This is a genomic window from Mycobacterium sp. 236(2023), from assembly GCF_029623955.1.
In the GTDB taxonomy this organism is placed as follows: Bacteria; Actinomycetota; Actinomycetes; order Mycobacteriales; family Mycobacteriaceae; genus Mycobacterium.
This window is the reverse complement of sequence record NZ_JARSBP010000004.1, coordinates 764,106-790,368: the sequence shown is the minus strand read 5'-3', so window position 1 is coordinate 790,368 and position 26,263 is coordinate 764,106. Positions and strand designations below refer to the sequence as shown.

Sequence of the window (26,263 nt, the reverse complement as noted above, 5' to 3'; positions counted from 1 at the left end):
CTGCGGCGTGCAGGTGCTACGTCCATTTCGCGATCGCCCACCGCTCGAAAAGGCTGAGCAACGAATCAGTGATCTTCCCGAGAAGCGCCAACGAGATGATGGCCAGGAAGATCCGATCGATACGCCCGTTCTGACCCGAATCGAGCAGCAGGAAGCCCAGCCCCATCGAGCTGGCGATCAGCTCGGCGGCCACCAGGAACAGCCAGGACTGTGCGAGCGCCAGCCGCAGTGCTGACACCGTCGACGGCACGACGGCAGGCAACTGCACGGTGGCGAACAACGCCAGACCATGTAGGCCGAACGCCCGGCCCGCCTCCAGGAGGTGCGCGTCGACGTGCCGGAGCGCCGCACCCACAACCGTGTACACGGGGAAGAACGCGCCGATCGCGATCAGGATGATCTTCGATCCCTCGCCGATTCCGAACCACAGGATCAGCAGTGGCACCCACGCCAGCGACGGCACTGCCCGGACACCGCCGAGGCTCGGCGCCAACAGGATGTTGGCGTACCGCGACAACCCGACGACCGCCCCGAACACCAGCCCCACCGCGGCACCGATCGCGAAGCCGATCAGCACACGCTGCGTGGAGATCGCGATGTACTGCCCGTAGAGGCCGCGCTCGGTGAGATCGACCGCTGCGTTCCACACCATCTCCGGCGACGGCAGCATCGACGGCGCCACCCACCCGAAGCCCGAGACTGCTTGCCACACGACGAGAACAGCGAGCGGCAGCAGCGCACCACCTACGAAGCGCAGCCAGCGCCGCTCGGTCACAGCGACGCGCCCTGGCGGCTGCCCGGTATCGGGTGCCTCGGACGGCGCCGTGACGGCGATCCTCTCGTCGACGGTCATCGCACCTATCCGAGACGCGCCGCGTCGGCCTGCGTGACGAAGGTGTCGTTGACGATGCTCGCGAGCGCATCGTCGACCTGCTTCTGGTCGGGCACATCGCCGAGTTCGACGAACACCGGCCCGATCTTCTCCAGCACGGCGAGTTGGGCCGCACCGGGTACGGGATCGACGTCGAGGTTGGAGCGCTCCCGGATCACCTTCTCGGCCACCGCCGGCTGCAGACCCGCGACGTCGGCAAGGATCTGCGCCGTCTCCTCCGGGTGCTCATCCGCCCACACCGCCGCGGTCGCGTACGCGTCGACGACCAGCTGCGCCAGCTCCGGCTTCTCGGCCAGGAAGTCCTCTCGCGCATTCAGGAAGCCGTAGCTGTTGAAATCGATGTTGCGGTAGAACAGCGTCGCTCCGGTCTCCTCGGCGCCGGCCATGATCGGGTCGAGCCCCGCCCACGCGTCCACGGACCCGTTCTGCAAGGCTGCCCAGCCGTCGGCATGCTGCAGGTTCTGCACCGTGATGTCCTGCGCGGTAAGGCCATTGGCCTCCAGCGACTGCAGCAGGAAGAAGTAAGGGTCGGTGCCCTTGGTCGCCGCGACCGTCTTGCCCTTGAGCTGCCCGACGCTTGTGATGTCGCTGCCCGCGGGTGCGACGAGGGCAGCCCACTCGGGTTGGGAGTACAGGGCGATGACCTGAATCGGTGAACCGTTCGACCGTGCGAGGAGCGCGGCCGAGCCGGCCGTCGAACCCACGTCGATCGCTCCCGCCCGCAGCGCTTCATTCGCCTTGTTGGACCCTGCCGACTGCACCCAATTCACGGTGACGCTCTGGGCTTCCAGCCAGCCCTGGTCCTTGATGATCAGACTCAGCGGGTTGTACGTGGCGAAGTCGATGTTCAGTGTCTGGCCGTCGACGCCGTCACCGCCGTCCGCCGACCGAGTCGGCGAGCTGCCCTCTCCGGACACGCAGCCGCTCAGCATCAGTGCCGACACGGCGACGATCGCGGTCAGCGCCGCTCTGAGTTCGCGTTTCATCTTGTCCTGCTTTCGTCAGTGCGGTCGTGGCGGGCGATGCCGAGGCCGGCGAGGAGTCGAGCGCGCAGTTCTGCGAGTTCTGCGGAACCGCGGTCGCGTGGTCGCCGCCCGGGGACGACGACGGTCTGCTGGATCGAGGCGCCCGGTCGTTCTTCGTCGCGGCCGAGCAGGATCACCCGGTCGGCAAGTTGCAACGCTTCGTCGACGTCATGGGTGACGAGCAGGACGGTCGCCGGCGCCGCCTCGTGCACGTCCAACAGCAGGTCCTGCATCTTGAGCCGCGTCAGCGCGTCGAGAGCGCCGAACGGCTCGTCGAGAAGCAGCACCCCGGGGTTTCGCGCCAGTGCCCGCGCCAATGAGGCCCGTTGCGCCATGCCGCCCGACACCTCGCGGGGCCGGTGGTCGGCGAAGTCGGCGAGCCCGACCAACTCGAGGAGTTCGGCGACGGAATCCTTGCCGGCCGCGGCCGGTCCGCGCCTCGGCAACCCGAGGGCGACGTTGTCGGCGATCGTGCGCCACGGCATCAGGCGTGGCTCCTGGAAACCCACCGCGCACCGCGGGTCGAAGGATTTCGCGGGCGTGCCGTCGATGCGCGCGACGCCTGTCGTGGGGGAGTCGAGTCCTCCGACGATGCGCAGCAGCGTCGATTTGCCGCAGCCGCTCGTCCCGAGGATCGCGACGATCTCGCCTGCATCGATGTCCAGATTGATGTCGTGCAATACCGGGCGGGCACCGCTCTTGCCGACGGGGAACGAGCGGCCCAGAGACTCGAGCGAGACCGGAAATGCCTGATCGGCGACACGATCGCGTATGGCCGGGGTACGCGCGGACATACGGGTGACTCCAGCCGGACGGGGTTGCCAACGAATTCGAACTCATCCGCATGCTCGCGCAGACGATCCGCCGAGTCGCTGGTTACGCGCACGCTGGTTTGAACACTTCCCGAGACTTCGGACACCACTCGAAGCGAAGTCGTCGAATCCTGTCCAGCGAACCATTGCCAGCGCGTAATTTACGGACAGCACAATCAGCCCACAGCCGACAACGACGTCGCGCGCGTCCGTCGTCGTGGCACCGACGTAAGGAATCTCATGGGTCACGCCAACAACATTGGTCGCGTCGGAGCACTCGCGGTGGCGCTGGGAGTCGGCTGGGCTGTCGCGTCCACATCGGGTGTCGCCTACGCCGACAACACCGATTCGTCGTCGTCGAGCGAATCGTCCTCGACGACGAAAGCCGACAGGTCCGGCGCGCCGTCGGACACGTCGGACGCCAAGGGTGGGGGCAGCGCCGACGACTCCACAGATGCTCACGCCACCGACGACGCCACCGACGACGAAGCCGATGACGACGCCGATGCTGATGCCGAAGTGGCGTCGACCGGGGGCGGCGGCAGCGACGCCGCTGACGACGACGACGTCGCGTCAGCCTCCGAGGCCGACGACGCGGCCACAGCCGATGTCGCGGATGTCGCCGACGACGAGGCAGACGAAGCGCAGCCGGTGGCCGCGACGACGAAGACCACCGCGCCGTCCAAGACGCCGCCCAAGGCGCCGTCGGCCCCGGCCACACCGGCGACCCCGCAGCCTGCCGCGGCCAAGCCGACGCTCGTCAGCGTCATCACCGACGTCGTCACTGCACTCCTCACACCCGCGAAGCCCTCTCCGGCGACGCCGCTGCAGGGCTCCACCTTCCTGGCGTCGCTGGCCGCAGCGCGCGACGAGTTGGAACGCAACGCCCTGCGCCGGGCCGCGATCACCACCCAGGACATCGAGGCGCAGGACGTCGGTACCCCCAACGTCCTGGTGATCGGCGTCGACGGCACCAACCTGAGCCGTGTCCTCGCCCATCCCGAGCTCACCACCAACTTCTTCAAGCTGATCCAGGGCAGCACCACGGCCGCCTCGACCATCGTTGGGCACACCACCATCTCGAACCCGTCCTGGACGTCGATCCTCACCGGGGCGTGGGGCGAGAAGACCGGCGTCATCAACAACGTCTTCACCCCGTGGACGTATGACAAGTGGCCCACGATGTTCACCCAGCTCGAGACGTTGAACCCCGGCGCGTCGACCACGTCGATCGCCAACTGGAACGTCATCTCGGCGATCGCGGCGTCAGGACTCGGCGCCGACACCATCATCAACGTGCCCGAACTGGAGAACGATCCGCGCTGGCTCGAAGCCGACGACCTGGTCGGCGAGTACACCGAAGCCGCGATCGCCGCCGCCAGCGCCGACGTCGCGAACCTGATCTTCAGCTACTTCGTCGGAGTGGACGAGAACGGCCACATGTTCGGCGGTGATTCTCCCGAATACCTCGAAGCCCTGGCCAATTTCGACGAGAACCTCGGCGAGATCATGCTGGCGGTCGACAACTGGGAAGCTCTCACCGGCGAGCAGTGGACGATCATGATGGTCACCGATCACGGCCACCAACCTCAGAAGGGCTTCGGCCACGGCTTCCAATCGCCGGATGAGACGTCGACATTCGTGATCGCGAACAACCCTCTTCTGTTCACCGAGGGCGGTGTGAACCTCAAGTACTCGATCGTCGACGTCACCCCCACGGTCATGCACCTGTTCGGTTTCGAGCCGGCCGAAGATGCCGACGGCGTCTCCCTGACCGACCTCGACGACAGCACAGTGCTGCCGGGTGACGACGATGCGTTGCTGCGCAAGGCACTTCAGGATGCGATCGCGATGTACGGCTACCCGGACATCGGCACCAACATCGCGCTGAGCGTGCGCACCATCGCCGCCACGATTCCCTACTACGTGGACAACATCGTCAACGGCATCACGTCGGGCCTGCAGTCATTGGCCGATCAGGACATCTTCCTGATCAGCCCGCTGGCCTCGCTGGCGATCATTCCGGTCAAGATCGTTGGTGACATCGCCTACATCGCAACGAATATCGTGGCCCAGATCGTCGCGCGGCTCACCGGAGTCGAAGGGGCCAGCATCTTCCCGCTGGAGCGTCCGGCGACGCCGACGTTCCCGTGGCCGCCGGAGGAGTCGTCGACGCCGGACCTTGTCGCGGTGGCATGCACCGATGGCCGGGTGTCGAGCGCACTGTTCTCGTGCGGGGCGGCGGCCGTCGCGGTCTGAGCTTGGGTGCTAGCAGGAATGTCGCCGGCGGCGGTCGCCGCCTAATCTCGGCAACATGCCGACCTACCGCGCCTACCAGGTAACTGGTCAACGTCACTTCGAGCTCGTCGAACGGGATCTCGTTCATCCCGCGCCGGGCCAGGTGCGGTTACGCGTGCTCAGCTGCGGAGTGTGCCACAGCGACGTCCTCGCCGTGGAAGGTCAACGGCCCCAACCCGATCAACCGGTGGTCCCCGGCCACGAGGTCGTCGGCGTCGTCGATGCGGTGGGCGACGGTGTGACCGCATGGGCGGTCGGGGACCGGGTCGGACTCGGATTCCTGGGCGGACCGTGCGGGCAGTGCGAATGGTGCCGGCGCGGTGACTACGTGAACTGCACCGACCAAGCGCTGCCCGGCACATCCGTCGACGGTGGTTACGCCGAGGTCGTCTATGCGCGAGCCAGCGGGCTGGTGCGGGTGCCCGCCGAGTTCGACGCGGCACTGGCCGCGCCGATGCTGTGTGCCGGCATCACCACTTTCAATGCACTGCGCACCGCCGACGCCCCGCCGGGAAGCCTGGTGGCCGTTCAGGGCCTGGGTGGTCTCGGCCACCTCGGCGTGCAATACGCCAAGAAACTCGGGCACCGCGTGGCCGTCATCGCCCGCGGCGCCGAAAAGTCGTCACTGGCAACCACTCTGGGGGCCGATCACTACATCGACAGCAGCGCCGACGATCCGGCGGCGGCATTGAACGCCCTCGGCGGCGCCGCCGCGGTCCTCGCCACCGCCGCCAGTGGCGCCTCGATGACACCGCTGGTAGCCGGACTGCGGCCTCGCGGAAAACTGGTGGTCGTGGGCGCCGCACCGGACCCGCTCGAGGTGGGCACCTCGGACCTCATCTTCGGCGGCCGCAGCATCGTCGGCAGTTTGACGGGAACGCCGATCGAGAATGAGGACAACCTGAATTTCAGTCTGGCAGCGGGCATCACGCCGATGATCGAGACGATGCCGTTCGTCGAGGCGCCTAAGGCCTACGACAGGATGATGTCGGGTCAGGCGAGGTTCCGGATCGTTCTGGAGATGGCCGGTACTACTTCATCGACCCGATGAAGTAGGTCTCGTCACCGGTCGGGTAGCCACCGCCGTCGGTCGCGATGTGCACGTGATCGAAGTGGTTGAGGGTCTCGGAGCCGTAATCGGCCGTCCAGCTCGGTGCTCCGATGCCGGGGTAGAAACCCTGTCGCCAGATCACGTGGATGACACCCATACGTTCGGCGTTGGCGAGGGCGTATCCGGCGATCTGGTTGCCGAGGGCGATGCCTTCCTCGCTGTTGTGGTCGGGGATCATCACGTCGATCGCCAAACCGTTGGGATGCCACTTCAATGCATCCTGGCGGTAGCCGCCGATGGTCTTGATCTCGGGGAACATCGCGCTGATCGCCCGTGCGACCCAGATGGTGTGCCTCTGAAGGCCGCCTTCGGGCGCGATGCCCTTGGGCAGCGCGAAATCGAACACCCGGGCGTCCACCGCAGGGGCCGTCGCGGCGAGCAGTTCCGCCTCGGTCGGCACCGGCGTCGACGGCGGGCTGGGGTTGAATGCCGGCATCTGCGCCGCGGGTGACGCCGGCTGTTGCGGCGGCGCAGGCTGGGTCTGCTGGGCGTAGACCATGCCGGCCGAGATGACGAGGGAGGCGCCGACCGCCATCCACCGCCCTCTGCCCTTGGCCCACAAGTTCGTGCCCACGGAGAGCACCTTAATGTCAGCGTTGCGCCTCAGATGGCAATTGGCGGCAACGCGTCCCAAGCGTCATCGGTTTCGTTGCGACGCGTTCCGGGAATGCGTGCGGTCTGTCTTGTGCAGCGCGGCACGCGTAAACGACCGAGGGGGCGTGTGCAATGGCCGGAAATGATAGGCCCGGAAACGTTGGCTTGGGGACCAGCCTGAAGCCCAGACACATCACGATGATCTCGATCGCCGGGATCATCGGGGCCGGCCTGTTCGTCGGATCGGCCAACGCGATCGAAGAAGCCGGACCCGCCGTCATCCTGTCCTATCTGATGGCGGGCACCCTGGTCGTCCTGGTGATGCGGATGCTGGGGGAGATGGCCGTCGCCAACCCCGACACCGGGTCCTTCTCGGTGTATGCCGATCGGGCGCTCGGCGGGTGGGCAGGATTCTCGATCGGTTGGTTGTACTGGTGGTTTTGGGTGCTCGTCATCCCTGTCGAAGCCACTGCCGCCGCGGACATCCTGACCAACCTCGTCGGGGGAGCGCAGTGGATCTGGGCTCTCGCCGTGACCCTGCTGCTGACCATCACCAACCTGATCAGTGTCGGCAACTACGGGGAATTCGAATTCTGGTTCGCGCTCATCAAAGTCGTCGCCATCGTCGCTTTCATCGGGATCTGCGCGGCCGCCATCTTCGGGCTCATCCCTGACTCCGAGGTCAGCGGCATTCATCACCTCTGGGAACCGGATGGCTTCATGCCCAACGGTTTCGGCGCAGTCGTCGCGGCGATGCTCATCACGATGTTCTCGTTCATGGGCACCGAGATCGTCACCATCGCGGCCGCCGAATCACCCAATCCGGAATCGGGCATCTCCCGCGCGGTCAACTCGGTGATCTGGCGGATCTCGCTGTTCTACATCGGCTCCATCTTCGTCATCGTCGCGCTGATGCCGTATGACCAGCTCGCCGACGGGTCCTATCAGACGACGTTGGAAGCCATCGGGATTCCCGGTTCCAAGCTCATCATGGACCTCGTCATCCTGACCGCGGTGGCGTCGTGTCTGAACTCCGCGCTCTACACCGCATCGCGGATGCTCTTCTCGCTCGCCGAGCGCCGGGATGCGCCCCAGGCGGTGAAAAAGCTGACGCGCAACGGTGTTCCGTGGGTTGCGGTGCTGGCGTCGATGATCGTCGGGTTCCTCGCCGTCATCGGCAACTACCTGCTACCGGAAAAGATCTTCGGCTATCTGCTGGCGACTAGCGGAGCCGTGGCGCTGTTCGTCTATCTGGCGATCGCCGCGAGTCAGTTCGTGCTCGGACGGTCCATGCGCGCGGCCGGGGAGAAACCCGCCGTGCGGATGTGGCTGTTCCCGTATCTGACGGTGGCCGTGATCGGGCTGATCGTCCTGGTGCTCGTGCTGATGGCGTTCGACCCCGATCAGCAGCAGGCCATCGCGCTGTCGGTGGTGTCGGCCGCGTTCATCGTCACCGCGGGTGTGGTCGTGCATCGCCGGCATGCCCGGAAGGGTGAACTCGTCTCACGCTGAGACCCGTCAGGACACCTTCGCGACGGTCAGCAGCAGCGCCGAATCCGCCAGCGCCACCAACGAGTGCCTGGTGTCGGGGATCAGCAGCATGTCACCGGTGCGAGCGTCCCACTCCTGATCGCCCGCGACCAGCCGGACCGAGCCCTTGAGCACATACAGCGTCGCCTCGCCGGGGTTCTCGTGTTCGCCGAGTTCGGCGCCCGACATCATGCCGATCACGGTCTGGCGCAGCACTTTTTCGTGACCGCCGACCACGGTGTCGGCCGCGTTGCGCCCACTGGCGGCGGCTTGCGACAACTGCTGACGGGCCAGCGCTTCGATCGACACCTTCTGCATGCTTGCCATTCCATGCCCGGATCGCCGTGTCGTCAACTAAGGGTCGCCTACGGTGGTGCAGCGTTCACGAATGGTGACGGCCGCGGGGCACCACCATCGGCGAGCCGCCGAGCGGGTCGCCGACGACGACGCAGTCCAGGCCGAACACGGCGCCGACCAGTTCGGCGTCGACCACGCCGGCAGGCGATCCCTGTCGCACGATCGCGCCGTCCTTCATCGCAATGACGTGGTCGGCGTATCGAAACGCCAGGTTCAGATCGTGCAGCACGATGACGACGGTGGTTCCCCTGGTGCGATTCAAGTCGGTCAGCAGGTCGAGCAACTCGATCTGATGGTTGATGTCGAGGTATGTGGTCGGCTCGTCGAGCAGCAGGATGTCGGTCTGCTGCGCCAGCGCCATCGCCACCCAGACACGTTGGCGCTGACCGCCCGACAGCGACGACAGCGGGCGTTCGGCGAGCACGCTGGTCGACGTGACCCGCAGTGCTTCCTCGACGGCTGCGTCGTCGGCCGCGGTCCATCTGCGGAACCAGCCCTGATGGGGGTAGCGGCCGCGGCCGACGAGGTCGGCGACGGTGATCCCGTCCGGCGCCACGGGGGACTGGGGGAGCAGCCCGATGATCTTGGCGACCGATGTCCCGGCCATCTGATGCACCGAGTCGCCGTCGAGTTCGACTGTGCCGCTTCGCGGTTTGAGTAACCGGGCCAGACCGCGCAACAGCGTCGACTTGCCGCACGCGTTCGCCCCGACGATGACGGTCACCTTGCCGGCAGGGATGTCCACGCTGAGATCGCGCACCACGTCGGTGTCGCCGTACCCGAGCGTCAACCCGGTGGCCTTGAGTTGGTGGTCGGTGGTCATCCTCCCCGTCCTTCCCGGTTCACGGTGGCGAGCAGCCAGATCAGATATGGAGCGCCGACCGCACCGGTGACGACACCCGTCGGGAGCGCAACGGGCAGCGCGTGCGCCGCGACCAGGTCACCCGCCAGGACCACGACGGCGCCGACAAGACCCGCCGAGAGAATGCCGACTCCCGCGCCGCGCAACAACCTGGCGGCGATGGGTCCGGCGGTCAGCGCGACGAACGCGAGCGGTCCCACGGCAGCGGTGGCCAGCGCCGTCAGCGTGACCGCCACGCCGATCATGGCCAGCCGTGCCCCCTCGACTCGCAACCCGAGTCCGTGAGCACTGTCGTCGCCCAGTTCGAGAAGCCGCAGGATACGTCCTGCCGCCATTGCCAGCGGAACCAGCACCGCGACGCCGCCGGCCAGCAGTTGCAGTTGCAGCGAACCGGCCTGCCCGACGGAACCGACGAGCCACGTCATCGCCTCCCGCGCGTCGTTGATCTCGGCCTTGGCGAGCACCCAGGCGATGAGCGCCGTCACGAACTCCGTGACACCGATCCCGACGAGGATGAACCGGTAGCCGGTGAGCCCGTCGCGGAAGGCCAGCACGTAGATCAGGGCCGCGGCGAGGAACGCGCCTGACAACGCCGCTCCGGCCACGACGATCGCTGAGGCGTGCAGGAAAACGATCGAGCCGACCGCGAAAAGACTGGCGCCGGAAGAGATTCCGATGAGATCCGGCGAAGCCAACGGGTTGGCGAGCAGTGTCTGAAAGATCATGCCCGCCACGCCGAGCGCCACGCCGGCCACCAGTGCGGTCGACGCGGTGGGCAGCCGCAACTCGAGCACGATGAAATCGACGGCAGCGTCGTCACCGAGGCGGGTGACGGCCGCGAACACCTCCCAGGGGCCGAGCGCGACGTCGCCGATCATCATTGTGCCGACCAGCAAAGCCGCGACGATGACCCCGAGCCCCGATGTCACCGCGACGACTCGGCGGCGTCGCGCGATGCGGGCGGTGGCTGCGACCGTCACAGTTCCGCCAGATCCCGTCGCCGCACGAGCGCGATGAACGCCGGCGCACCGAGCACCCCGAGCACGACTCCCACCTGAACCTCGCCGGGCGGAGCGATCAGCCGGCCAACGATGTCGGCCGTCAACAACACCATCGGGCTGAGCACCGCGGTGAATGCCAGCACCCAGCGGTAATCGGGCCCGCAGATCGCCCGCGCGATGTGCGGAATCACCAGGCCCACGAACACGATCGGGCCGCAGGCCGCTGTTGCCGCGCCGCACAGCACCGCCACCGCGACGAACAGGCCGATCCGCGTGCGCCGCACGTTCTGGCCGAGTGCGACCGCCATGTCATCGCCCAGCGACAGCCCGTTGAGCAGGCGTCCGCACAGCAGCGCGGCGAGCGCGCCGATGATCAGGAACGGGGCCGTCTGGATCAGCACCGGCCAGTATCGGCCTGCCAGCGAACCGACCTGCCAGAAGCGCAACTCGTTGAGGGCGTCGACGTTCATCATCACCACACCCGTGGTCACCGAGTACAACCCGGCGCTTGCCGCAGCACCGGCGAGCGCCAGCTTGACCGGCGTCGCACCCTCCCTTCCGAAGGACGCGACCAGATAGACGAGCGCCGTTGTCGCGCCTGCGCCGAGGAAGGCGAGCACGACCGAGACGCTGAGCGGAGTCGGGCCGAAGATCAGCACGGCGGTGACGATGACGGCGGCGGCCCCGGCGTTGATTCCCATGATTCCCGGGTCCGCCAATGGGTTTCGGGTGGCGCCCTGCAAAATGGCGCCGCCGAGCCCGAGCGCCACGCCAGCCAGCAGACCGACGAGGGTGCGCGGCACTCGCATGTCGCGGATCACCGTCTGCGAGGTCGACTGCGGATCGAAATCGACGATCGCATACCACACCGTCATCAGCGTGACGTCGCGCGATCCCACCGACACGCTGAAGAATGCCACGACCGCCAGACCTGCCAGCAGAGCGACCAGCAGTGTGCGCAAACGTGCGGTGCGGGTCACGTGAGGTCGGGGTCCGCCTTGTCGACGGCGTCGCTGAGGCGGTTGAGTTGGTCGGCGTAGGATGCCCACGTGCTGATCCAGAAGGCGGGCCACGGCGTGATCGCACCCGCCTGCACGGCCTCGATGCGTTTCCACGTCGGCTGCCGGTCCGCGGCGGCCATCGCCGAGTCGTAGGTCCGGTCGTCGAACAGGATCAGGTCGGGCTGGTACTTGTCGGCGTTCTCCCAGCTCAGGTTCTCCCAGTACGGGAACGCCGGATCGGGGTCGCGGGGGACCAGGACGTCCATTCCCCAATCGCTGAAGTCGGTCAGTTCGGCGGCATGCTCGGGCACCGCGACGTAGAGCAGTTCGTCGGTCGGGGAGGCCGCCATCGCGACCAGTCCCGGTTTGGCCGCCACCGCCTGGCTGAACCGGTCTCTGGCAGCGGCGAAATCGGCTTTGTCCTTCGCGATGTCGGGGCTGCCGACGTCGGCGCCCAGCGAGATCGCGAGTTGCTCGAAACCGTCGAGCATCGTCTGCACGGACTCGCCGGTGGTGGGTCCGACGACCTGCGCGAGTTCGCCGACCTTCTTGGCGCTCTCTTCGACGCCCTCTTCGAGTCCGCCGTAGGCCTCCTCGACCGGCCAGTACGCGCTGACGATCAGGTCGGGCCGCAGCGCGGCCGCGCGCTCGACGTCGATCTGACCCCAGGTCTCGCCGAGGATCTCGACGCCGTCGAGGTTCACTCCCGCCAGCGCCTTCGAGTCCTCCAATGGTTCGTTGAGGAACACCCCGACGGGTTTGATGCCGAAACTCATGAGCGCAGCCGCCGCCTCACCCTGAGCGATGATGCGCGTCGGAACCTGTTCGGCGGTATAGGTCTTGCCATCGCCGGAGAGGTAGGACCATCCGCCTTCACCGGCCTCGGTGCCGCCGCCTGACCCGCAAGCGGTGAGCAGCATGACGAGCAGAAGCGCGACCGTTGTCCGCGCTCTCATAGGGTTCCTCTCGGGCGGGTGAACCGCCCTCAGGAGTAAGGGCAGCCTCTACTTGGTCCCCGCCGAGAGGTTCGGCCAAACGTCTAGAAGGTCTCCACCTTCGCCGCGCTGACGGTGGCGCCGTGGCCCGTCTTGTCATTGGTGAACCGCATACCCGCTGGGCTCGACACGATCGTCCACCCCTGCGCCCGGTAGGGCTTGTCGGCCAACGTCGTCGGTGTCGGCGCACCGAGGTTCCCGTCCACCCACGAACCCGTGCCGTCCGGGTTGATCCGCACCCCGTGATAGGGCCCGCTGCCATCGACATGCTGCGCCCAGTTCATGCCGTCGGTCTCGCAGCCGACGTAGGTGGTGTCGACGATGCACTGGGTGTCGCCGGCCGAGGTCTGCACGACGACGTAGCCGTACTGGTTCGCTGGGAGTGTCACCGCGTCCGACGATGACACTGCCGGGACCGCGGCGGGGACCGTGCTGCCCGGCAGCGCTTCGACCAACGGCGACTGATAGGACGCCAGCGTGAAGCCGTACTGCTTGAGCGGTTCGAGGTCCTCGGCCTCGCCGGACGGCGTCCAGATCGCCAACGGCTTACCTTCGACAACCGCGTGCGCCACATACGTGGACGGCTGCCAGGACAGCACCGACGTCATCGACGGCTCCGATTCGAAGTGGTCGAAGTTCACGACGCCGTCGCCGTCTTGCGGTACGCACGTGGTGCCCTCGACGGTGTGGCGGGTGCCCGACGCCGTCTCGGTGTCGTCGCGGCAGACGGCCGCCTGCCAGTCGTCGATCGACCCGGTGATGGCCGGCTGGGAGGTTCCCGGGTTTGCCGAACCTTCGCTCGCAGGGGCAGAAGAGCATCCGGCCGCGGCGATGGCGACCCAGAGCGCGGCAGCGCCGCACCGTAGAGGGCCTGCCAACGCGGCCCGAGTCATGTCGGTCATGCGGCCGAATGTAAGGGCGTGATTTTCGCTGGCGTCAACGACGCGCCGATGCACGACCAACCGTGACCCCAGCGTGTCTGGAGGGAGGCCGCGAGGGTCGGTGTAGTGGCCTGACCCTGTCGGTTCGCTCTTCGGTACGCTGCGCCTGAAGGGTGCGAAGCTCCACAAGAGCCGACCGCCACACTCACCAACACGCCGGGAGAGCACACACATGAGCGCCGAGCAGCCGTCCATCATCTACACGCTGACCGACGAGGCGCCGCTGCTTGCGACCTATGCGTTCCTGCCCGTGGTGCGGACGTTCGCGTCGGCCGCCGGCATTGACGTCAAGTCCAGTGACATCTCCGTGGCCGCACGCATTCTGGCCGAGTTCAGCGACCGGCTCACCGACGAGCAGAAGGTGCCCGACAACCTCGCCGAACTCGGCGAGCTGACGCAGCTGCCCGAGACCAACATCATCAAGCTGCCCAACATCAGCGCCTCGGTACCCCAGTTACTCGCCGCCATCAAAGAACTCAAGGCCAAGGGCTACGACCTTCCGGACTTCCCGGGCGAACCGAAGAACGACGAAGAGAAGGCCATCAAGGAGAAGTACTCCAAGGTTCTCGGCAGCGCGGTGAACCCCGTTCTGCGCCAAGGCAACTCGGACCGCCGCGCGCCGAACGCCGTCAAAGAGTACGCCAAGAAGCACCCCCACAGCATGGGGAAGTGGTCGCAGGCCTCCCGCACCCACGTTGCGACGATGAAGGGCGGCGACTTCTACCACGGCGAGAAGTCGATGACGATCGACGCGGACCGGACCGTGAAGATGGTGCTCGAAACCGCGAGCGGGCAGACCATCGTCCTCAAGCCCGAGGTCAAGCTCGACGCCGGCGACGTCATCGACAGCATGTACATGAGCAAGAAGGCCCTCATCGAGTTCTACGAGGAGCAGATCGAGGACGCCTACAAGACCGGTGTGATGTTCTCGCTGCACGTCAAGGCCACCATGATGAAGGTGAGCCACCCGATCGTGTTCGGCCACGCGGTCAAGGTCTTCTACAAGGACGCGTTCGCCAAGCATCAGGCGCTGTTCGACGAGCTCGGCGTCAACGTCAACAACGGCCTGTCCGACCTCTACTCGAAGATCGAGACGCTGCCCGCGTCGCAGCGCGAAGAGATCATCAACGACCTGCACGCCTGCCACGAGCATCGCCCAGAGCTGGCGATGGTCGATTCGGCGAAGGGCATCTCCAACTTCCACTCGCCCAGCGACGTGATCGTCGACGCGTCGATGCCTGCGATGATCCGGCTCGGCGGCAAGATGTACGGCGCCGACGGCCGCACGAAGGACACCAAGGCCGTCAACCCCGAATCCACGTTCTCCCGGATGTACCAGGAAGTCATCAACTTCTGTAAGACCCACGGGCAGTTCGATCCGACGACCATGGGCACCGTGCCCAACGTCGGCCTGATGGCGCAGAAGGCCGAGGAGTACGGCAGCCACGACAAGACCTTCGAGATCAGCGAGGCCGGCGTCGCCAACATCGTCGACGTCGACACCGGTGAGGTCCTGCTCAGCCAGGACGTCGAAGAAGGCGACATCTGGCGCATGCCGATCGTCAAGGACGCCCCGATCCGCGACTGGGTCAAGCTCGCCGTCAACCGGGCCCGGCTGTCCGGGATGACCACCGTGTTCTGGCTCGACGACGAGCGCCCGCACGAGAACGAGCTGCGCAAGAAGGTCAAGGCCTACCTCGCCGAAGAGGACACCGACGGTCTGGACATCACGATCCTGCCGCAGGTGTGGGCCATGCGGTACACGCTGGAGCGTGTCATCCGCGGCCAGGACACCATCGCCGTCACCGGCAACATCCTGCGCGACTACCTGACCGACCTGTTCCCGATCCTCGAACTGGGCACCAGCGCCAAGATGCTGTCGATCGTGCCCCTGATGGCCGGTGGCGGCATGTACGAGACCGGCGCCGGCGGATCGGCGCCCAAGCACGTCAGCCAGCTGGTCGAGGAGAACCACCTCCGGTGGGATTCCCTGGGCGAGTTCCTGGCCCTGGGCGCCTCCTTCGAGGACATGGGCGCCAAATCTGGCAACGAGAAGGCCCTGCTGCTGGGCAAGACCATGGACTCGGCGATCGGCAAGCTGCTCGACAACGACAAGAGCCCGTCTCGGAAGTCGGGGGAGCTCGACAACCGTGGCAGCCAGTTCTACCTCGCCCTGTACTGGGCGCAGGCGCTGGCCGAGCAGACCGAGGACAAAGAGCTGGCTGAGCGGTTCGCGGCGCTGGCCAAGACGCTGGCCGACAACGAATCGACCATCGTCTCCGAGCTCAACGCGGTCCAGGGCAAGCCGGTCGACATCGGCGGCTACTACTACCCCGATCCGGAGAAAACGGCCGAGGTCATGCGGCCCAGCGCCACCTTCAACGAGGCGCTGGAAGCGGCTCGCGGCTAATAATCAGCCAGCTACCACGGAAAATTCGCCGCAACGGTTAATTGTCTTTTCGCCGTACAGCGAGAAATTGGTTCTGACACACGCGTAACATCTGTCGCAGGCGTGCCGATTACAAGCCAACACCGGCATCTGTCTAGGGGTAGTTATGCGCGTGGTAATGGGTCTGTCCTTGACCGCAAGTAGTGCCGTTTGGGTGCTCGTCGACACCTATGACGGCAGCATCATCGCCGACGAGGTGGTGCCACTGGAGTCGGTGAACGAGATTGCCAGGGCGGCGGCACGCAGTGTGCAAGCCTTCGCCCTGCAAAGCGAGCAGGACATCGACGGTGTCCGGCTGGTGTGGGACGACGAAGGACGCCAGCACGGCATCCGTCTGCGGACCAAGCTGCGCCTCTTCGGCTTCGACACCGTCGAGACCGTCTCCGAGGACGCCGCCCGCGAGGGACGTAACCGGACGGCCCGCCACATCGCGCCGCACATGGTGCTGGCCTACGGTGCCGCGCGTGCCGACCTCGACGACGCCGACGGCAAGGGCGTCCTGGGCAGGCTCGCCGCCCGGGTGCCCCACGATCGCAGCGGCGGGATGCCTACCGGTGGCGGTGGCCGCATCGCCGCCCTGAGGTCGGCCAGCAGCGAAGCTGCGCTGCGCATCTCGGACCGGGTCCGCCACGTCGGCTCGTCCGTGTCACGTCCGGTGGCAGCGTCGGCCGCGGGCGTCGCCCTCGTCGCCGCGGTATCCGGAGTCGTCGGATGGGCACTGCTCAGCGGTCCGTCGTCCGCGCCGGAAACGCCCGAAACGGCGTCTGTTGCGGCCGTCGTCCCCGTCCCGGCAGCACCCGCGCTCCCGGCTGTCCCTCAGGCTGTCGTCGCTCCCATACCCGCGCCGGAGGCCATCGTCGAACCGGAGGTGACGGTCGCCGAGGCGCTGCCCGAGGTGGAGGAGCTGCCCGAGTACACCGCCGCCGTCCCCCAGACCGCCGCCGAGACCGAGACGGAGGTCGCGACGACACCGTTGCTGCCCGCCGAAGTCGCTACGGGTGTGCCGACGGTCCAGGGTCTCGGGTCGACGGCGCAGAACCAGACCGGGGTGCCGCACCTGACGGGGGTCGGACCGCAGGCCGGGCCGCCGCTGCCGGTCACATCCGCCGCGTCGCCCGCCTCTTCCGCCTCTTCTTCAGTACCGTCGGCCACCGGCTACGTGCCGGTGTCCCCGATCTCCGGGCAGGCCACGCCCGGCAACGTGCCCGCCCAAGCCGCGCCTGCTCCGGCCGGTCCGATCGGTTCCGTCCTCAGCGCGCTGCCCTGACACACGGCGTAGTACTACTCATGCCGGGCCGGCGACGGCCCGGCATGCTTGTTTCATGACTCAGCCAACGCGAGATCGCGCCGTCGACGTCGCCCGCCTCGGCGCCCTCGTCGTCGTGATGTTCGGCCACTGCGTGCTGCTGCTCGCCACGATCGGCAGCGGCGGCGTGCGCATCGGCAACCTGATCGGTGAGGTGCCCGCCGTCGCCCCGCTCACCTGGTTCGCCCAGGTGATGCCGCTGTTCTTCCTGGCGGGCGGCGCCGCGGGCGCCTACAGCTTCCGAGCCGGAACTCCTTGGGGCTCATGGTTGTTCACCCGGGCGCAGCGGCTGTGTCGTCCCGTGTTCTGGTATCTGGCCGCATGGTCGGTGGCACTGCTCGCGGCCTGCCTCATCCTCGGCGCCGACTCGGCCGCCCGGCTCGGCGCAGAGAGTGTGGCGCTGCTGTGGTTCCTCGGCGTCTACCTGATCACGCTGGCCTTCGTCCCCGCACTGGTCCGGGTGTCGAGCGGCCGTGTCGTTGCCGCCGTCCTCACCGGACTGCTCGCCGCTGCCGCCGCCATGGACGCCATCCGGTTCGCGACCGGCGTCACCGAATCGTCGGCCGCCAATTTCGTCATCGTGTGGCTGATCCCGGTCGTCATCGGCGTGGCCTACGCGCGACAGCTGATCAGTCGGCGCATCGCCGCATGCATGGGGCTGGCCGCGTTCGCCGCAGCGCCGGCCCTCGTCACGTTCGGGCCCTACGAGGTCTCACTCGTCGTGACCGGCGCCGAGAAAGTGTCCAACGTCGGACCTCCGACGCTGCTCCTGGCACTGCACTGTGTGTGGATGTCGTGTGCGTTCATCGCCCTGGCCGGTGCGATCCAGCGCTGGGCGCAGCGGCCGCGGGTGTGGCGTGTGGTGGCGGCGGGCAACGCCGGCGCGATGACCATCTATCTGTGGCACATCATCGCCATCGCGATCGCGGCGTTCACCCTCAGCGCGTTCGGTCTCGACGCCTACGACGTGGCCGCGCCCGATTTCTGGTGGCTTCTGGCGCTGCGCGCCGTCGTCTTCGCGGTTGTCATGTTCGTCCTGTTCCGGTTGCTGTCCCCGCTGGAGCGTCGCCCGCTGCCGTGGTGGGACACACTCGTCTCCGCGACCGGTGCCCGGTCGACCGTGACCGGTGTGTTCGTCTGCGTGGGCGGCGTGGCCCTCGTGGCGATGGCCAAGTTCGGCCTCGGCCACCCCTCGGGGTGGGTGGCACTCGGTGTGTTCCTCGCGGCCGTCGTCGCTGCGCGACTGTGTGCGGTGGTACCCGCACGATCGATCTCGGCGCAACCGGTGCGCACTGTGTGACGAGCGCCTTTTCGCATTTCGGATAGCTCAGCTCTCCATCGGATTGCATTCTTGGCCAACGGATTCCCGAAAAATCTTGATTCCGTCCAGATAACGGTCCAGGATGGGATTCGATGGCCGGAGAACGAGAATATTCGGAGGCCCTCAAGGCGGCAGCGCTTCGGGTCACCCGACCGAGGATCGCAGTGCTGCGCGCCGTGGGCGAACATCCGCACGCCGATACCGAGGTGATCATCGGGGCGGCGCGGCGCCAGTTGCCGGACATCTCGCGCCAGGCCGTCTACGACGTCCTGAATGCCCTCACCGCAACAGGTTTGGTGCGGCGGATTCAACCGGCTGGCTCACTGGCCCGATACGAAACCCGGGTCGCCGACAACCACCACCACATCGTATGTCGCTCGTGCGGAACGATCGCCGATGTCGACTGCGCAGTCGGGGAGGCGCCGTGCCTCACCGCATCCGACGACCTCGGCTTCGACATCGACGAGGCAGAGGTCATCTACTGGGGCGTGTGCCCCGAATGTTCGAAGTCCCCCGCGTGTTCGAAGTCGAAGTAACCGGTCACAGCCGTGATCACAGCCCCATCACCACATGATGTTTACGGAAAAGGAAAGGGAACACTGTGTCCGATACGCCCGATAGCAAGCCGCCATTCCCCGAGAAGGCGACGGCCAGCCGGAGCGAGAGCGAGAACCCGGCAATCGCGTCCCCGACCCCCAAATCCCATGCGCCGCGGACAAATCAGGACTGGTGGCCCGATCAGGTCGACGTGTCCAAGCTGCACGCGCACGGGTCGGCGTCCAACCCGTTCGGCCCTGAGTTCGACTACGCGCAGGAATTCGCGAAGCTGGATGCAGAGGCACTGAAGGCCGACGTGCTGTCGGTGATCACCACCTCGCAGGACTGGTGGCCCGCCGACTACGGAAGCTATGCCGGACTGTTCATCCGGATGAGCTGGCATGCCGCGGGCACCTACCGGATTCACGACGGCCGCGGCGGCGGCGGGCAGGGCATGCAGCGGTTCGCGCCGCTCAACAGCTGGCCCGACAATGCCAACCTCGACAAGGCTCGCCGGCTGCTCTGGCCGGTCAAGCAGAAGTACGGAAACTCGATCTCGTGGGCCGACCTGCTGGTGTTCGCAGGCAACGTCTCGCTCGAATCGGCCGGCTTCGAGACCTTCGGCTTCGGCTTCGGCAGGCCCGACGTGTGGGAGCCCGAAGAGATCCTGTTCGGCGAAGAGGACGAGTGGCTTGGCACCGACAGGCGCTACTCGGGCGAGCGCGAACTTGCCGAGCCGTACGGCGCCACCACGATGGGCCTCATCTACGTCAACCCGGAAGGCCCTGAAGGCAAACCGGATCCGCTGGCGGCGGCCATCGACATCAAGGCGACATTCGGCCGGATGGCGATGAACGTCGAGGAGACCGCCGCACTGATCGTGGGCGGCCACACGCTCGGCAAGACCCACGGCGCCGGAGATGGCGAGTTGGTCGGCCCGGAACCCGAGGGTGCGCCGATCGAGCAGCAGGGCCTCGGCTGGAAGTGTGCCTTCGCATCCGGCAAGGCCGGGGACACGATCACCAGTGGCCTCGAAGTCGTGTGGACCCCGACGCCGACCCGCTGGAGCAACGCCTTCCTCGAAATCCTCTACGGCAACGAGTGGGAGCTGACCAAGAGCCCCGGCGGGGCATGGCAATTCGAGGCGAAGGACGCCGACGCGATCATCCCGGATCCGTTCGGCGGCCCGAATCGCAAGCCGACCATGCTCGTCACCGACGTCTCGATGCGGGTCGACCCCGAGTTCGGCGCCATCACCCGCCGCTGGCTCGACCATCCCGAGGAGCTCGACGCAGCCTTCGCCAAGGCCTGGTACAAGCTGCTGCACCGCGACATGGGACCGCTGAGCCGCTACCTCGGACCGTGGATCGCCGAACCCCAACTGTGGCAGGACCCGGTTCCCGCCGCTGACGGCGCGCAGATCGACGACGCCGATATCGCGGCGCTGAAATCATCTGTGCTGCAGTCGAACCTGACAGTTCAGCAGCTCGTCAAGACGGCGTGGTCTGCGGCGTCGAGCTTCCGCAGCACCGACAAGCGCGGTGGCGCCAACGGCGCGAGGCTGCGTCTGGAGCCGCAACGGAACTGGGAGGTCAACGAGCCGTCCGAACTCGACAAGGTGCTGCCCGTGCTCGAGAAGATCCAGCAGGACTTCAACGCTTCGGCTTCCGGCGGCAAGAAGGTTTCGTTGGCGGACGTGATCGTGCTGGCCGGTTCGGCGGCGATCGAAAAGGCCGCCAAGGAAGGCGGATTCGAGATCGACGTGCACTTCGCTCCGGGACGCACGGACGCGTCGCAGGAGGACACCGACGTGGAATCGTTCTCCGTGCTGGAGCCTCGTGCCGACGGCTTCCGCAGCTACATGCGTGCGGGGGAGAAGGCGCCGCTGGAGCAATTGTTGGTCGAACGGGCCTACATGCTCGACCTCACCGCGCCGGAGTTGACGGTACTTCTCGGCGGGTTGCGGGCGCTCGGCGCCAACCACGGCGGTAGCAAGCACGGCGTCTTCACCGACAGGCCGGGTGTGCTGTCAAACGACTTCTTCGTCAACCTGCTCGACATGAGCACCGAGTGGAAGGCTTCGGAGAACGCCGAGAACGTCTACGAGGGCAAGGACCGCGCGTCGGGTCAGACGAAGTGGACCGCGACCGCCAACGACCTTGTCTTCGGCTCGAATTCGCAGCTTCGGGCGCTGGCCGAGGTGTACGCGCAGAACGACAACAAGGGCAAGTTCGTCGAGGACTTCGTCGCCGCGTGGGTCAAGGTGATGAATGCCGACCGGTTCGACCTGCACTGAGTCGCAGTAGTGAGATCGGCGCCCGCACCCAACGGTGCGGGCGCCGACTCTCAGAGTGAGAAAAGCTCTGCCGCCTTCGTCTTGATCGTCTGGTAGACGAGGTGCCGTGCGTCGGGGTCGCCCTTGGCGACCGCGCGCGTCATGTTCAGCATCTGCTCGACGGTGATGTGCGGAGGTATCGGCGGAACCTCCGGATCGCAACGGACATCCAAGAGGGTCGGTCCGGTCGCCGAGAGCGCCCAGTCCCAGGCATCGCCGACGTCGTCCTCCGAATCGACGGTCATGGCATCCACTCCCATGGCGCGCGCGACCTCGGCATAGCTCACCGGCGGAAGGCTCTGCGACTCCTCGAATTTGGGCGCTCCGCCCATCGCGCGCAGCTCCCAGGTGACCTGGTTGAGGTCGCCGTTCCCGAAGACGCAGACGACGAATGGGAGCGCGTCCCACTCCGGGCGGTAACGGGCGATGGTGAGCAATTCGGCCAACCCGTTCATCTGCATCGCGCCGTCTCCGACCAGAGCAATGACGGGCCGGTCCGGGTGGGCGAACTTGGCCCCGAGCGCGTACGGCACGGCACACCCCATCGTGGCGAGCGTGCCGGACACCGAACCGCGCATGTCTTCGGTGAACGTCAGGCATCGGGCGTACCACGTGGTGGACGATCCCGAGTCCGCGGTCACGATCGCGTTGTGCGGCAACCGCTTCGAGAGTTCCCACCCCACTCGCATCGGATTGACCGGCTGTGCGGAGATCAGACTTTGCTTTTCGATCACCGACCACCAGTCAGCGACGTTGTCGACGACCGTCGCCCGCCACGTGTCGTCGACCTTGGCTTGCAGATGTGGCTGGAGTGCGGCCAAAGTCGTCTTCGCATCGGCGACGATGTTCAATTCGGTCGGATACCGCATACCGATCGACGTCCCGTCGCTGTCGATCTGGACCGCGCGGGCCTGGCCGAACTCGGGCAGGAATTGCGTGTAGGGAAAGTTCGAGCCGACGATCAGCAGCGTGTCGCAGTCGCGCATCAGCTCGTAGCTCGCGCGCGTGCCGAGAAGGCCGATGGCGCCGGTGACGAACGGAAGATCGTCCGGGAGGACGTCCTTGCCCAGCAGCGCCTTGGCTACCCCCGCTCCGAGCGTGTCGGCCACCGCCGTAACCTCCGCGGCGGCGCCGCGCGCCCCCTGCCCGATCAAGATGGCCACCCGTTCGCCGGCGTTGAGGATCTCGGCGGCACGGCGCACCTGGGTTTCATCGGGGGTGACGACGCCGTAGACGTCGCCGGGGTCACTCGAGGGAACCTGCTTGAACTCGTGCTCGGGCGCCTCGTACTTCTCCTCCTGCAGGTCCGACGGCACAATGACGACAGTCGGCGCGCGCCGTGTGCGGGCCGTTCGGATCGCCCTGTCCAGTGCCATAGGAAGCTGGGCGGAGGCATTGACTTCGACGATGTAGTCGCTGGCGACGTCGCGGAACAGCGCCTGCAGGTCGACTTCCTGCTGGTAACTGCTGCCCATCGCGGTACGCGCCGTCTGACCGATGATCGCCACCACCGGCACATGGTCGAGTTTTGCGTCGTAGAGGCCGTTGAGCAGGTGGATCGCCCCGGGACCCGACGTGGCCATGCACACGCCCACCTCGCCGGAGAACTTCGCGTACCCGACGGCGGCGAACGCGGCCATCTCCTCGTGCCGGGTCTGCACGAACCGGGGGTCGTCGTCGGCGCGCCCCAGCGCGGAAATCAGACCGTTGATCCCGTCACCGGGGTAGCCGAAGATGTGTGTGACATTCCATTGTCTGAGGCGGTCGAGAAGGAAATCGGCGACATCGGTGCTCATACCCACGGCGGCTACCCGGAGGTGCCCTGGCCAAACGTCGCGTGCCCGTGTCACAGACCGTGCTGTCCGAGAGATTGGGTAGGGTTCCGCGGGTGAATACGAGCACCGCCGTGAAGTCTGTAAACGCCCGTCTCGCTGAGGAACTGGCGGTGGGGGAGAACCAGGTCATCGCCGCCGTGCGGCTGCTCGACGAGGGTGCCACGGTGCCGTTCATCGCCCGCTACCGCAAAGAGGTCACCGGCAGCCTCGACGACGGTCAGCTGCGGCAGCTGGAGGAACGGCTGGGCTATCTGCGGGAGCTCGACGACCGGCGCACCGCGGTACTGGCATCCATCAAGGAGCAGGGCAAGCTCACCGCCGAGCTGACGTCGGCCCTGATGGCGGCCGACACCAAGGCCCGCGTCGAGGACATCTACCTGCCGTACAAGCCCAAGCGCCGCACCAAAGCGCAGATCGCCAGGGAAGCCGGGCTCGAACCGCTCGCCGAACGCCTGCTCGCCGATCCCACCCTCGTGCCCGACGCTGCCGCGGCGGAATTTCTCACCGATGATGTCGCCGACGTGGCGGCCGCCCTCGACGGGGCCAGGCACATCATCGTCGAGCGCGCCGCCGAGGACGCCGAGCTCGTCGGCGGGCTGCGGGAGCGTTTCTGGGAGAAGGGCTCGGTGCGCACCCGGCCTGCCACCGATGACGCGGCCACCTCCGAGAAGGCGCAGAAGTTCCGGGACTACTTCGACCACACCGAACCTCTGGCGGCGATGCCGTCGCACCGGGTGCTCGCCGTGCTGCGGGGGGAGAAGGAAGGGGTGTTGTCGCTGGGTCTCGACGGCGGCGACGAGGACTTCTATCAGGCGACGATCGCCGCCGCCCTCGGCGTGAATCTGACCGCGGGTGCCGCGGCGACGACGTGGCTGGCGGCCACCGTCGGGTTCGCGTGGCGCACCCGTCTGTCGGTGTCGGCCTCGGTGGACGCCAGGGTGCGGCTGCGGCTGCGCGCCGAGGAGGACGCCGTCACGGTCTTCGCGAAGAACCTCAAGGATCTGCTGCTGGCCGCCCCCGCGGGCAACCGCACCACGTTGGGCCTGGATCCCGGGTTCCGGACGGGCGTCAAGGTCGCCGTCGTCGACGGCACCGGCAAGGTCGTCGACACCTGCGCGATCTTCCCGCATCAGCCCCAGAAGCAGTGGGACGCAGCCAAAGCCACGCTCGCTGCACTGGTCGCGCGGCACGGCGTCGAGCTGGTCGCGATAGGCAACGGCACCGCTTCACGGGAAACCGACGCTCTGGCAACAGAACTCATCGCCGACATCCGCGGCGCAGGCGCACAGGCACCCGCGAAGGCGTTGGTCAGCGAGGCCGGCGCGTCGGTGTATTCGGCGTCGGCGTATGCGGCACACGAACTTCCCGATCTCGACGTCACCCTGCGCGGCGCGGTGTCGATCGCACGGCGGCTGCAGGATCCGCTCGCCGAGCTGGTCAAGATCGAGCCGAAGTCGATCGGTGTGGGCCAGTATCAGCACGACATCACCCCGGGCATCCTCGCCAAGAGCCTCGGCGCCGTCGTCGAGGACGCGGTGAACGCCGTGGGTGTCGATCTGAACACCGCCTCGGTGCCGCTGCTGTCGCGCGTCTCCGGCATCACCGAATCGCTGGCCGAGGCCATCGTGGCGCACCGGGACAGGACGGGACGGTTCCAGAACCGTCGCGCACTGCTCGACGTTCCGCGCTTGGGCCCCAAGGCTTTCGAACAGTGCGCCGGATTCCTGCGGATCCGCGACGGTGAAGACCCGCTCGACGCGTCGGGTGTGCACCCGGAGTCCTATCCGGTGGTCCACCGCATCCTCGACCGGGCGAGCCTGACGCTGGCCGAGATCATCGGCGACGAGCGCGCCTTGCGCGCGATGAGGCCGGCCGACTTCGCCGACGACCGATTCGGGATCCCCACCGTCACCGACATTCTCGGTGAGCTCGAGAAGCCCGGGCGCGATCCGCGGCCGGCGTTCACGACCGCGACGTTCGCCGCCGGTGTCGAGAAGGTCGCCGACCTCAAAGCCGGGATGATCCTCGAAGGTGTCGTCACCAACGTGGCGGCGTTCGGGGCCTTCGTCGACGTCGGCGTCCACCAGGACGGACTCGTGCACGTCTCCGCGATGGCCGATCGCTACGTCTCCGATCCCCACGAGGTGGTGCGATCCGGACAGGTGGTACGCGTCAAAGTCGTCGACGTGGATGTCGAGCGGCAGCGGATCGGCCTGTCCCTGCGACTGGGCGATGACGCGAAAGCGGGGCGAGCACCCCGCAAGGACGAGCGGCCCCGCGGTCCGCAACGGAAGCCGGACCGAAAGCCGGAGCGCGCCAACAACTCCGGAGGACGGTCTGACAGCCGGGCGGGCGGATCGATGGCACAGGCGTTGAAGGACGCAGGCTTCGGGCGATGATCACCGCAGCGCGGCGCACGGTGGCGGCATCTGTCGCCGTGGCCGCCGCGCTGCTCGGCGGATGCACCCGCCACGTGGACAACCCGCAGGCCCGGCCCGAGTCGCTGGCTGCGCCCATCGGCACGCTGCAGGTGGCAGACCTGCTCAGCCCCAAGGTGATCGGGGAGGACGGCAACCTGTTCGTCGTCGCAGAACCCGAACGGTGTGCCGGCCTCGGCCGCGAGGTCGACCCACCGTTCATCGACGCGGGGCGACCGCTGGCCACCGACGGCGGCCACTGGACGAGCGACGACGGACAGTTTTTCATCGAGGAGATGGTGGCGGTCTACCGGTCGGAATTCGATCCGGCCGCCGCGCTGGACACGGTGCGCACGGCCGTCGACGAGTGCACCGCCACCACGCTGTCGGTCACCACGATGCAGGACCGGGTCTACGAGTTCGAGGTGCAACCCGCGGCCACAGACGGCCCCGACGGCAGCGTGCTGTGGTCGCTGCGCGCCGTCGACTGGAACTGCGACAACCTTTTCGTCGCCGCCTACAACGCGGCGATCGAGATCACGACCTGCGGGCCGGCCCCAGGTTACGACGTCGCCGGGCTCGCCGAGGAAGCCCTGGAGCGGATCGACAGACTGGCGAACACCACCGCCTGATCATTTCAAAGC

The 26,263-nt window shown here is 67.1% G+C and carries 21 protein-coding genes; 10 read left to right on the top strand and 11 right to left on the bottom strand.

Annotation, left to right across the window (positions count from 1 at the left end; translation table 11 throughout):
• Positions 1-16 precede the first annotated feature (16 nt).
• From P9A17_RS20475 to P9A17_RS20465, 3 genes are all read right to left on the bottom strand, one after another.
• The gene (locus P9A17_RS20475; RefSeq protein WP_278040602.1) at positions 17-670 is read right to left on the bottom strand and encodes an ABC transporter permease; all 654 of its coding nucleotides are present in this window, start codon (positions 668-670) and stop codon (positions 17-19) included.
• A gap of 188 nt (positions 671-858) precedes the next feature.
• Positions 859-1,878, bottom strand: a complete 1,020-nt coding sequence (locus P9A17_RS20470; protein WP_278040525.1) for an aliphatic sulfonate ABC transporter substrate-binding protein — start codon at positions 1,876-1,878, stop codon at positions 859-861.
• Positions 1,875-2,711 carry an ABC transporter ATP-binding protein gene (locus P9A17_RS20465; RefSeq protein ID WP_278040524.1) on the bottom strand — a complete coding sequence of 279 codons (837 nt, stop codon included), beginning with the start codon at positions 2,709-2,711 and terminating at the stop codon, positions 1,875-1,877. The genes P9A17_RS20470 and P9A17_RS20465 overlap by 4 nt, the downstream gene beginning before the upstream one ends.
• 258 nt (positions 2,712-2,969) lie before the next feature.
• Between P9A17_RS20465 and P9A17_RS20460 the strand changes: the two genes are divergently transcribed.
• Together P9A17_RS20460 and P9A17_RS20455 are read left to right on the top strand one after the other, a co-directional pair.
• On the top strand, positions 2,970-4,988 hold the full coding sequence (locus tag P9A17_RS20460) for an alkaline phosphatase family protein (protein WP_278040523.1): 2,019 nt from the start codon (positions 2,970-2,972) through the stop codon (positions 4,986-4,988).
• Between the two features lie 55 nt (positions 4,989-5,043).
• Entirely contained in the window at positions 5,044-6,078 is a 1,035-nt protein-coding gene (locus P9A17_RS20455) for an alcohol dehydrogenase catalytic domain-containing protein (RefSeq protein WP_278040522.1), read from the top strand.
• Here the strand turns inward: P9A17_RS20455 and P9A17_RS20450 are convergent.
• On the bottom strand, positions 6,059-6,712 hold the full coding sequence (locus P9A17_RS20450; protein WP_278040521.1) for a glycoside hydrolase: 654 nt from the start codon (positions 6,710-6,712) through the stop codon (positions 6,059-6,061). The two genes, P9A17_RS20455 and P9A17_RS20450, sit on opposite strands and share 20 nt — an antisense overlap.
• 152 nt (positions 6,713-6,864) lie before the next feature.
• Here P9A17_RS20450 and P9A17_RS20445 point away from each other — a divergent pair, with 152 nt between their 5' ends.
• Positions 6,865-8,244 carry an amino acid permease gene (locus P9A17_RS20445; RefSeq protein WP_278040520.1) on the top strand — a complete coding sequence of 460 codons (1,380 nt, stop codon included), beginning with the start codon at positions 6,865-6,867 and terminating at the stop codon, positions 8,242-8,244.
• A gap of 6 nt (positions 8,245-8,250) precedes the next feature.
• Here P9A17_RS20445 and P9A17_RS20440 read toward each other — a convergent pair whose 3' ends face one another.
• The 6 genes from P9A17_RS20440 to P9A17_RS20415 all read right to left on the bottom strand — a co-directional run bounded on the left by P9A17_RS20440 (position 8,251) and on the right by P9A17_RS20415 (position 13,380).
• A complete protein-coding gene (locus P9A17_RS20440) occupies positions 8,251-8,580 on the bottom strand; it encodes a cupin domain-containing protein (protein ID WP_278040519.1) in 330 nt (109 codons plus the stop codon).
• 64 nt (positions 8,581-8,644) lie between these two features.
• Positions 8,645-9,442, bottom strand: coding sequence for an ABC transporter ATP-binding protein (locus tag P9A17_RS20435; protein WP_278040518.1), 798 nt, complete (start codon positions 9,440-9,442; stop codon positions 8,645-8,647).
• The gene (locus tag P9A17_RS20430; RefSeq protein ID WP_278040517.1) at positions 9,439-10,461 is read right to left on the bottom strand and encodes an iron chelate uptake ABC transporter family permease subunit; all 1,023 of its coding nucleotides are present in this window, start codon (positions 10,459-10,461) and stop codon (positions 9,439-9,441) included. Before P9A17_RS20430 ends, P9A17_RS20435 begins: the two co-directional genes overlap by 4 nt.
• Positions 10,458-11,462: an iron chelate uptake ABC transporter family permease subunit gene (locus P9A17_RS20425; RefSeq protein WP_278040516.1), complete on the bottom strand. Its 1,005-nt coding sequence runs from the start codon at positions 11,460-11,462 to the stop codon at positions 10,458-10,460. The genes P9A17_RS20430 and P9A17_RS20425 overlap by 4 nt, the downstream gene beginning before the upstream one ends.
• Positions 11,459-12,439, bottom strand: coding sequence for an ABC transporter substrate-binding protein (locus P9A17_RS20420; RefSeq protein WP_278040515.1), 981 nt, complete (start codon positions 12,437-12,439; stop codon positions 11,459-11,461). Before P9A17_RS20420 ends, P9A17_RS20425 begins: the two co-directional genes overlap by 4 nt.
• 83 nt (positions 12,440-12,522) lie before the next feature.
• A complete protein-coding gene (locus P9A17_RS20415) occupies positions 12,523-13,380 on the bottom strand; it encodes a hypothetical protein (protein ID WP_278040514.1) in 858 nt (285 codons plus the stop codon).
• Between the two features lie 211 nt (positions 13,381-13,591).
• Here P9A17_RS20415 and P9A17_RS20410 point away from each other — a divergent pair, with 211 nt between their 5' ends.
• The 5 genes from P9A17_RS20410 (at position 13,592) to katG (ending at position 21,328) form a co-directional block, all read left to right on the top strand.
• Positions 13,592-15,829, top strand: a complete 2,238-nt coding sequence (locus P9A17_RS20410) for an NADP-dependent isocitrate dehydrogenase (protein WP_278040513.1) — start codon at positions 13,592-13,594, stop codon at positions 15,827-15,829.
• Between the two features lie 169 nt (positions 15,830-15,998).
• Positions 15,999-17,135 (top strand): hypothetical protein, encoded by a 1,137-nt coding sequence (locus P9A17_RS20405; RefSeq protein WP_278040512.1) that lies wholly within the window; start codon positions 15,999-16,001, stop codon positions 17,133-17,135.
• Positions 17,136-17,190: 55 nt separating this feature from the next.
• Entirely contained in the window at positions 17,191-18,474 is a 1,284-nt protein-coding gene (locus tag P9A17_RS20400; RefSeq protein WP_278040511.1) for an acyltransferase family protein, read from the top strand.
• Between the two features lie 113 nt (positions 18,475-18,587).
• Positions 18,588-19,031 carry a Fur family transcriptional regulator gene (locus P9A17_RS20395; RefSeq protein WP_278040510.1) on the top strand — a complete coding sequence of 148 codons (444 nt, stop codon included), beginning with the start codon at positions 18,588-18,590 and terminating at the stop codon, positions 19,029-19,031.
• Positions 19,032-19,096: 65 nt separating this feature from the next.
• Positions 19,097-21,328: a catalase/peroxidase HPI gene (katG, locus tag P9A17_RS20390; protein ID WP_278040509.1), complete on the top strand. Its 2,232-nt coding sequence runs from the start codon at positions 19,097-19,099 to the stop codon at positions 21,326-21,328.
• Positions 21,329-21,378: 50 nt separating this feature from the next.
• On the opposite strand, the gene P9A17_RS20385 is transcribed toward katG, so the two are convergent.
• Entirely contained in the window at positions 21,379-23,163 is a 1,785-nt protein-coding gene (locus P9A17_RS20385) for a thiamine pyrophosphate-requiring protein (protein ID WP_278040508.1), read from the bottom strand.
• 92 nt (positions 23,164-23,255) lie between these two features.
• Here P9A17_RS20385 and P9A17_RS20380 point away from each other — a divergent pair, with 92 nt between their 5' ends.
• On the top strand, positions 23,256-25,601 hold the full coding sequence (locus tag P9A17_RS20380) for a Tex family protein (protein ID WP_278040507.1): 2,346 nt from the start codon (positions 23,256-23,258) through the stop codon (positions 25,599-25,601).
• Positions 25,598-26,251, top strand: a complete 654-nt coding sequence (locus P9A17_RS20375; RefSeq protein WP_278040506.1) for a sensor domain-containing protein — start codon at positions 25,598-25,600, stop codon at positions 26,249-26,251. Before P9A17_RS20380 ends, P9A17_RS20375 begins: the two co-directional genes overlap by 4 nt.
• The last annotated feature ends 12 nt before the right edge of the window (positions 26,252-26,263 follow it).

Coding starts and splice junctions, on each gene's coding strand:
- P9A17_RS20455 (WP_278040522.1), top strand. CDS start 5,044: ATGCCGACCTACCGCGCCTACCAGGTAACTGGTCAACGTCACTTCGAG.
- P9A17_RS20410 (WP_278040513.1), top strand. CDS start 13,592: ATGAGCGCCGAGCAGCCGTCCATCATCTACACGCTGACCGACGAGGCG.
- P9A17_RS20460 (WP_278040523.1), top strand. CDS start 2,970: ATGGGTCACGCCAACAACATTGGTCGCGTCGGAGCACTCGCGGTGGCG.
- P9A17_RS20400 (WP_278040511.1), top strand. CDS start 17,191: ATGACTCAGCCAACGCGAGATCGCGCCGTCGACGTCGCCCGCCTCGGC.
- P9A17_RS20375 (WP_278040506.1), top strand. CDS start 25,598: ATGATCACCGCAGCGCGGCGCACGGTGGCGGCATCTGTCGCCGTGGCC.
- P9A17_RS20465 (WP_278040524.1), bottom strand. CDS start 2,711: ATGTCCGCGCGTACCCCGGCCATACGCGATCGTGTCGCCGATCAGGCA.
- P9A17_RS20445 (WP_278040520.1), top strand. CDS start 6,865: ATGGCCGGAAATGATAGGCCCGGAAACGTTGGCTTGGGGACCAGCCTG.
- P9A17_RS20420 (WP_278040515.1), bottom strand. CDS start 12,439: ATGAGAGCGCGGACAACGGTCGCGCTTCTGCTCGTCATGCTGCTCACC.
- P9A17_RS20395 (WP_278040510.1), top strand. CDS start 18,588: ATGGCCGGAGAACGAGAATATTCGGAGGCCCTCAAGGCGGCAGCGCTT.
- P9A17_RS20415 (WP_278040514.1), bottom strand. CDS start 13,380: ATGACCGACATGACTCGGGCCGCGTTGGCAGGCCCTCTACGGTGCGGC.
- P9A17_RS20470 (WP_278040525.1), bottom strand. CDS start 1,878: ATGAAACGCGAACTCAGAGCGGCGCTGACCGCGATCGTCGCCGTGTCG.
- P9A17_RS20440 (WP_278040519.1), bottom strand. CDS start 8,580: ATGCAGAAGGTGTCGATCGAAGCGCTGGCCCGTCAGCAGTTGTCGCAA.
- P9A17_RS20435 (WP_278040518.1), bottom strand. CDS start 9,442: ATGACCACCGACCACCAACTCAAGGCCACCGGGTTGACGCTCGGGTAC.
- P9A17_RS20475 (WP_278040602.1), bottom strand. CDS start 670: ATGCTGCCGTCGCCGGAGATGGTGTGGAACGCAGCGGTCGATCTCACC.
- P9A17_RS20385 (WP_278040508.1), bottom strand. CDS start 23,163: ATGAGCACCGATGTCGCCGATTTCCTTCTCGACCGCCTCAGACAATGG.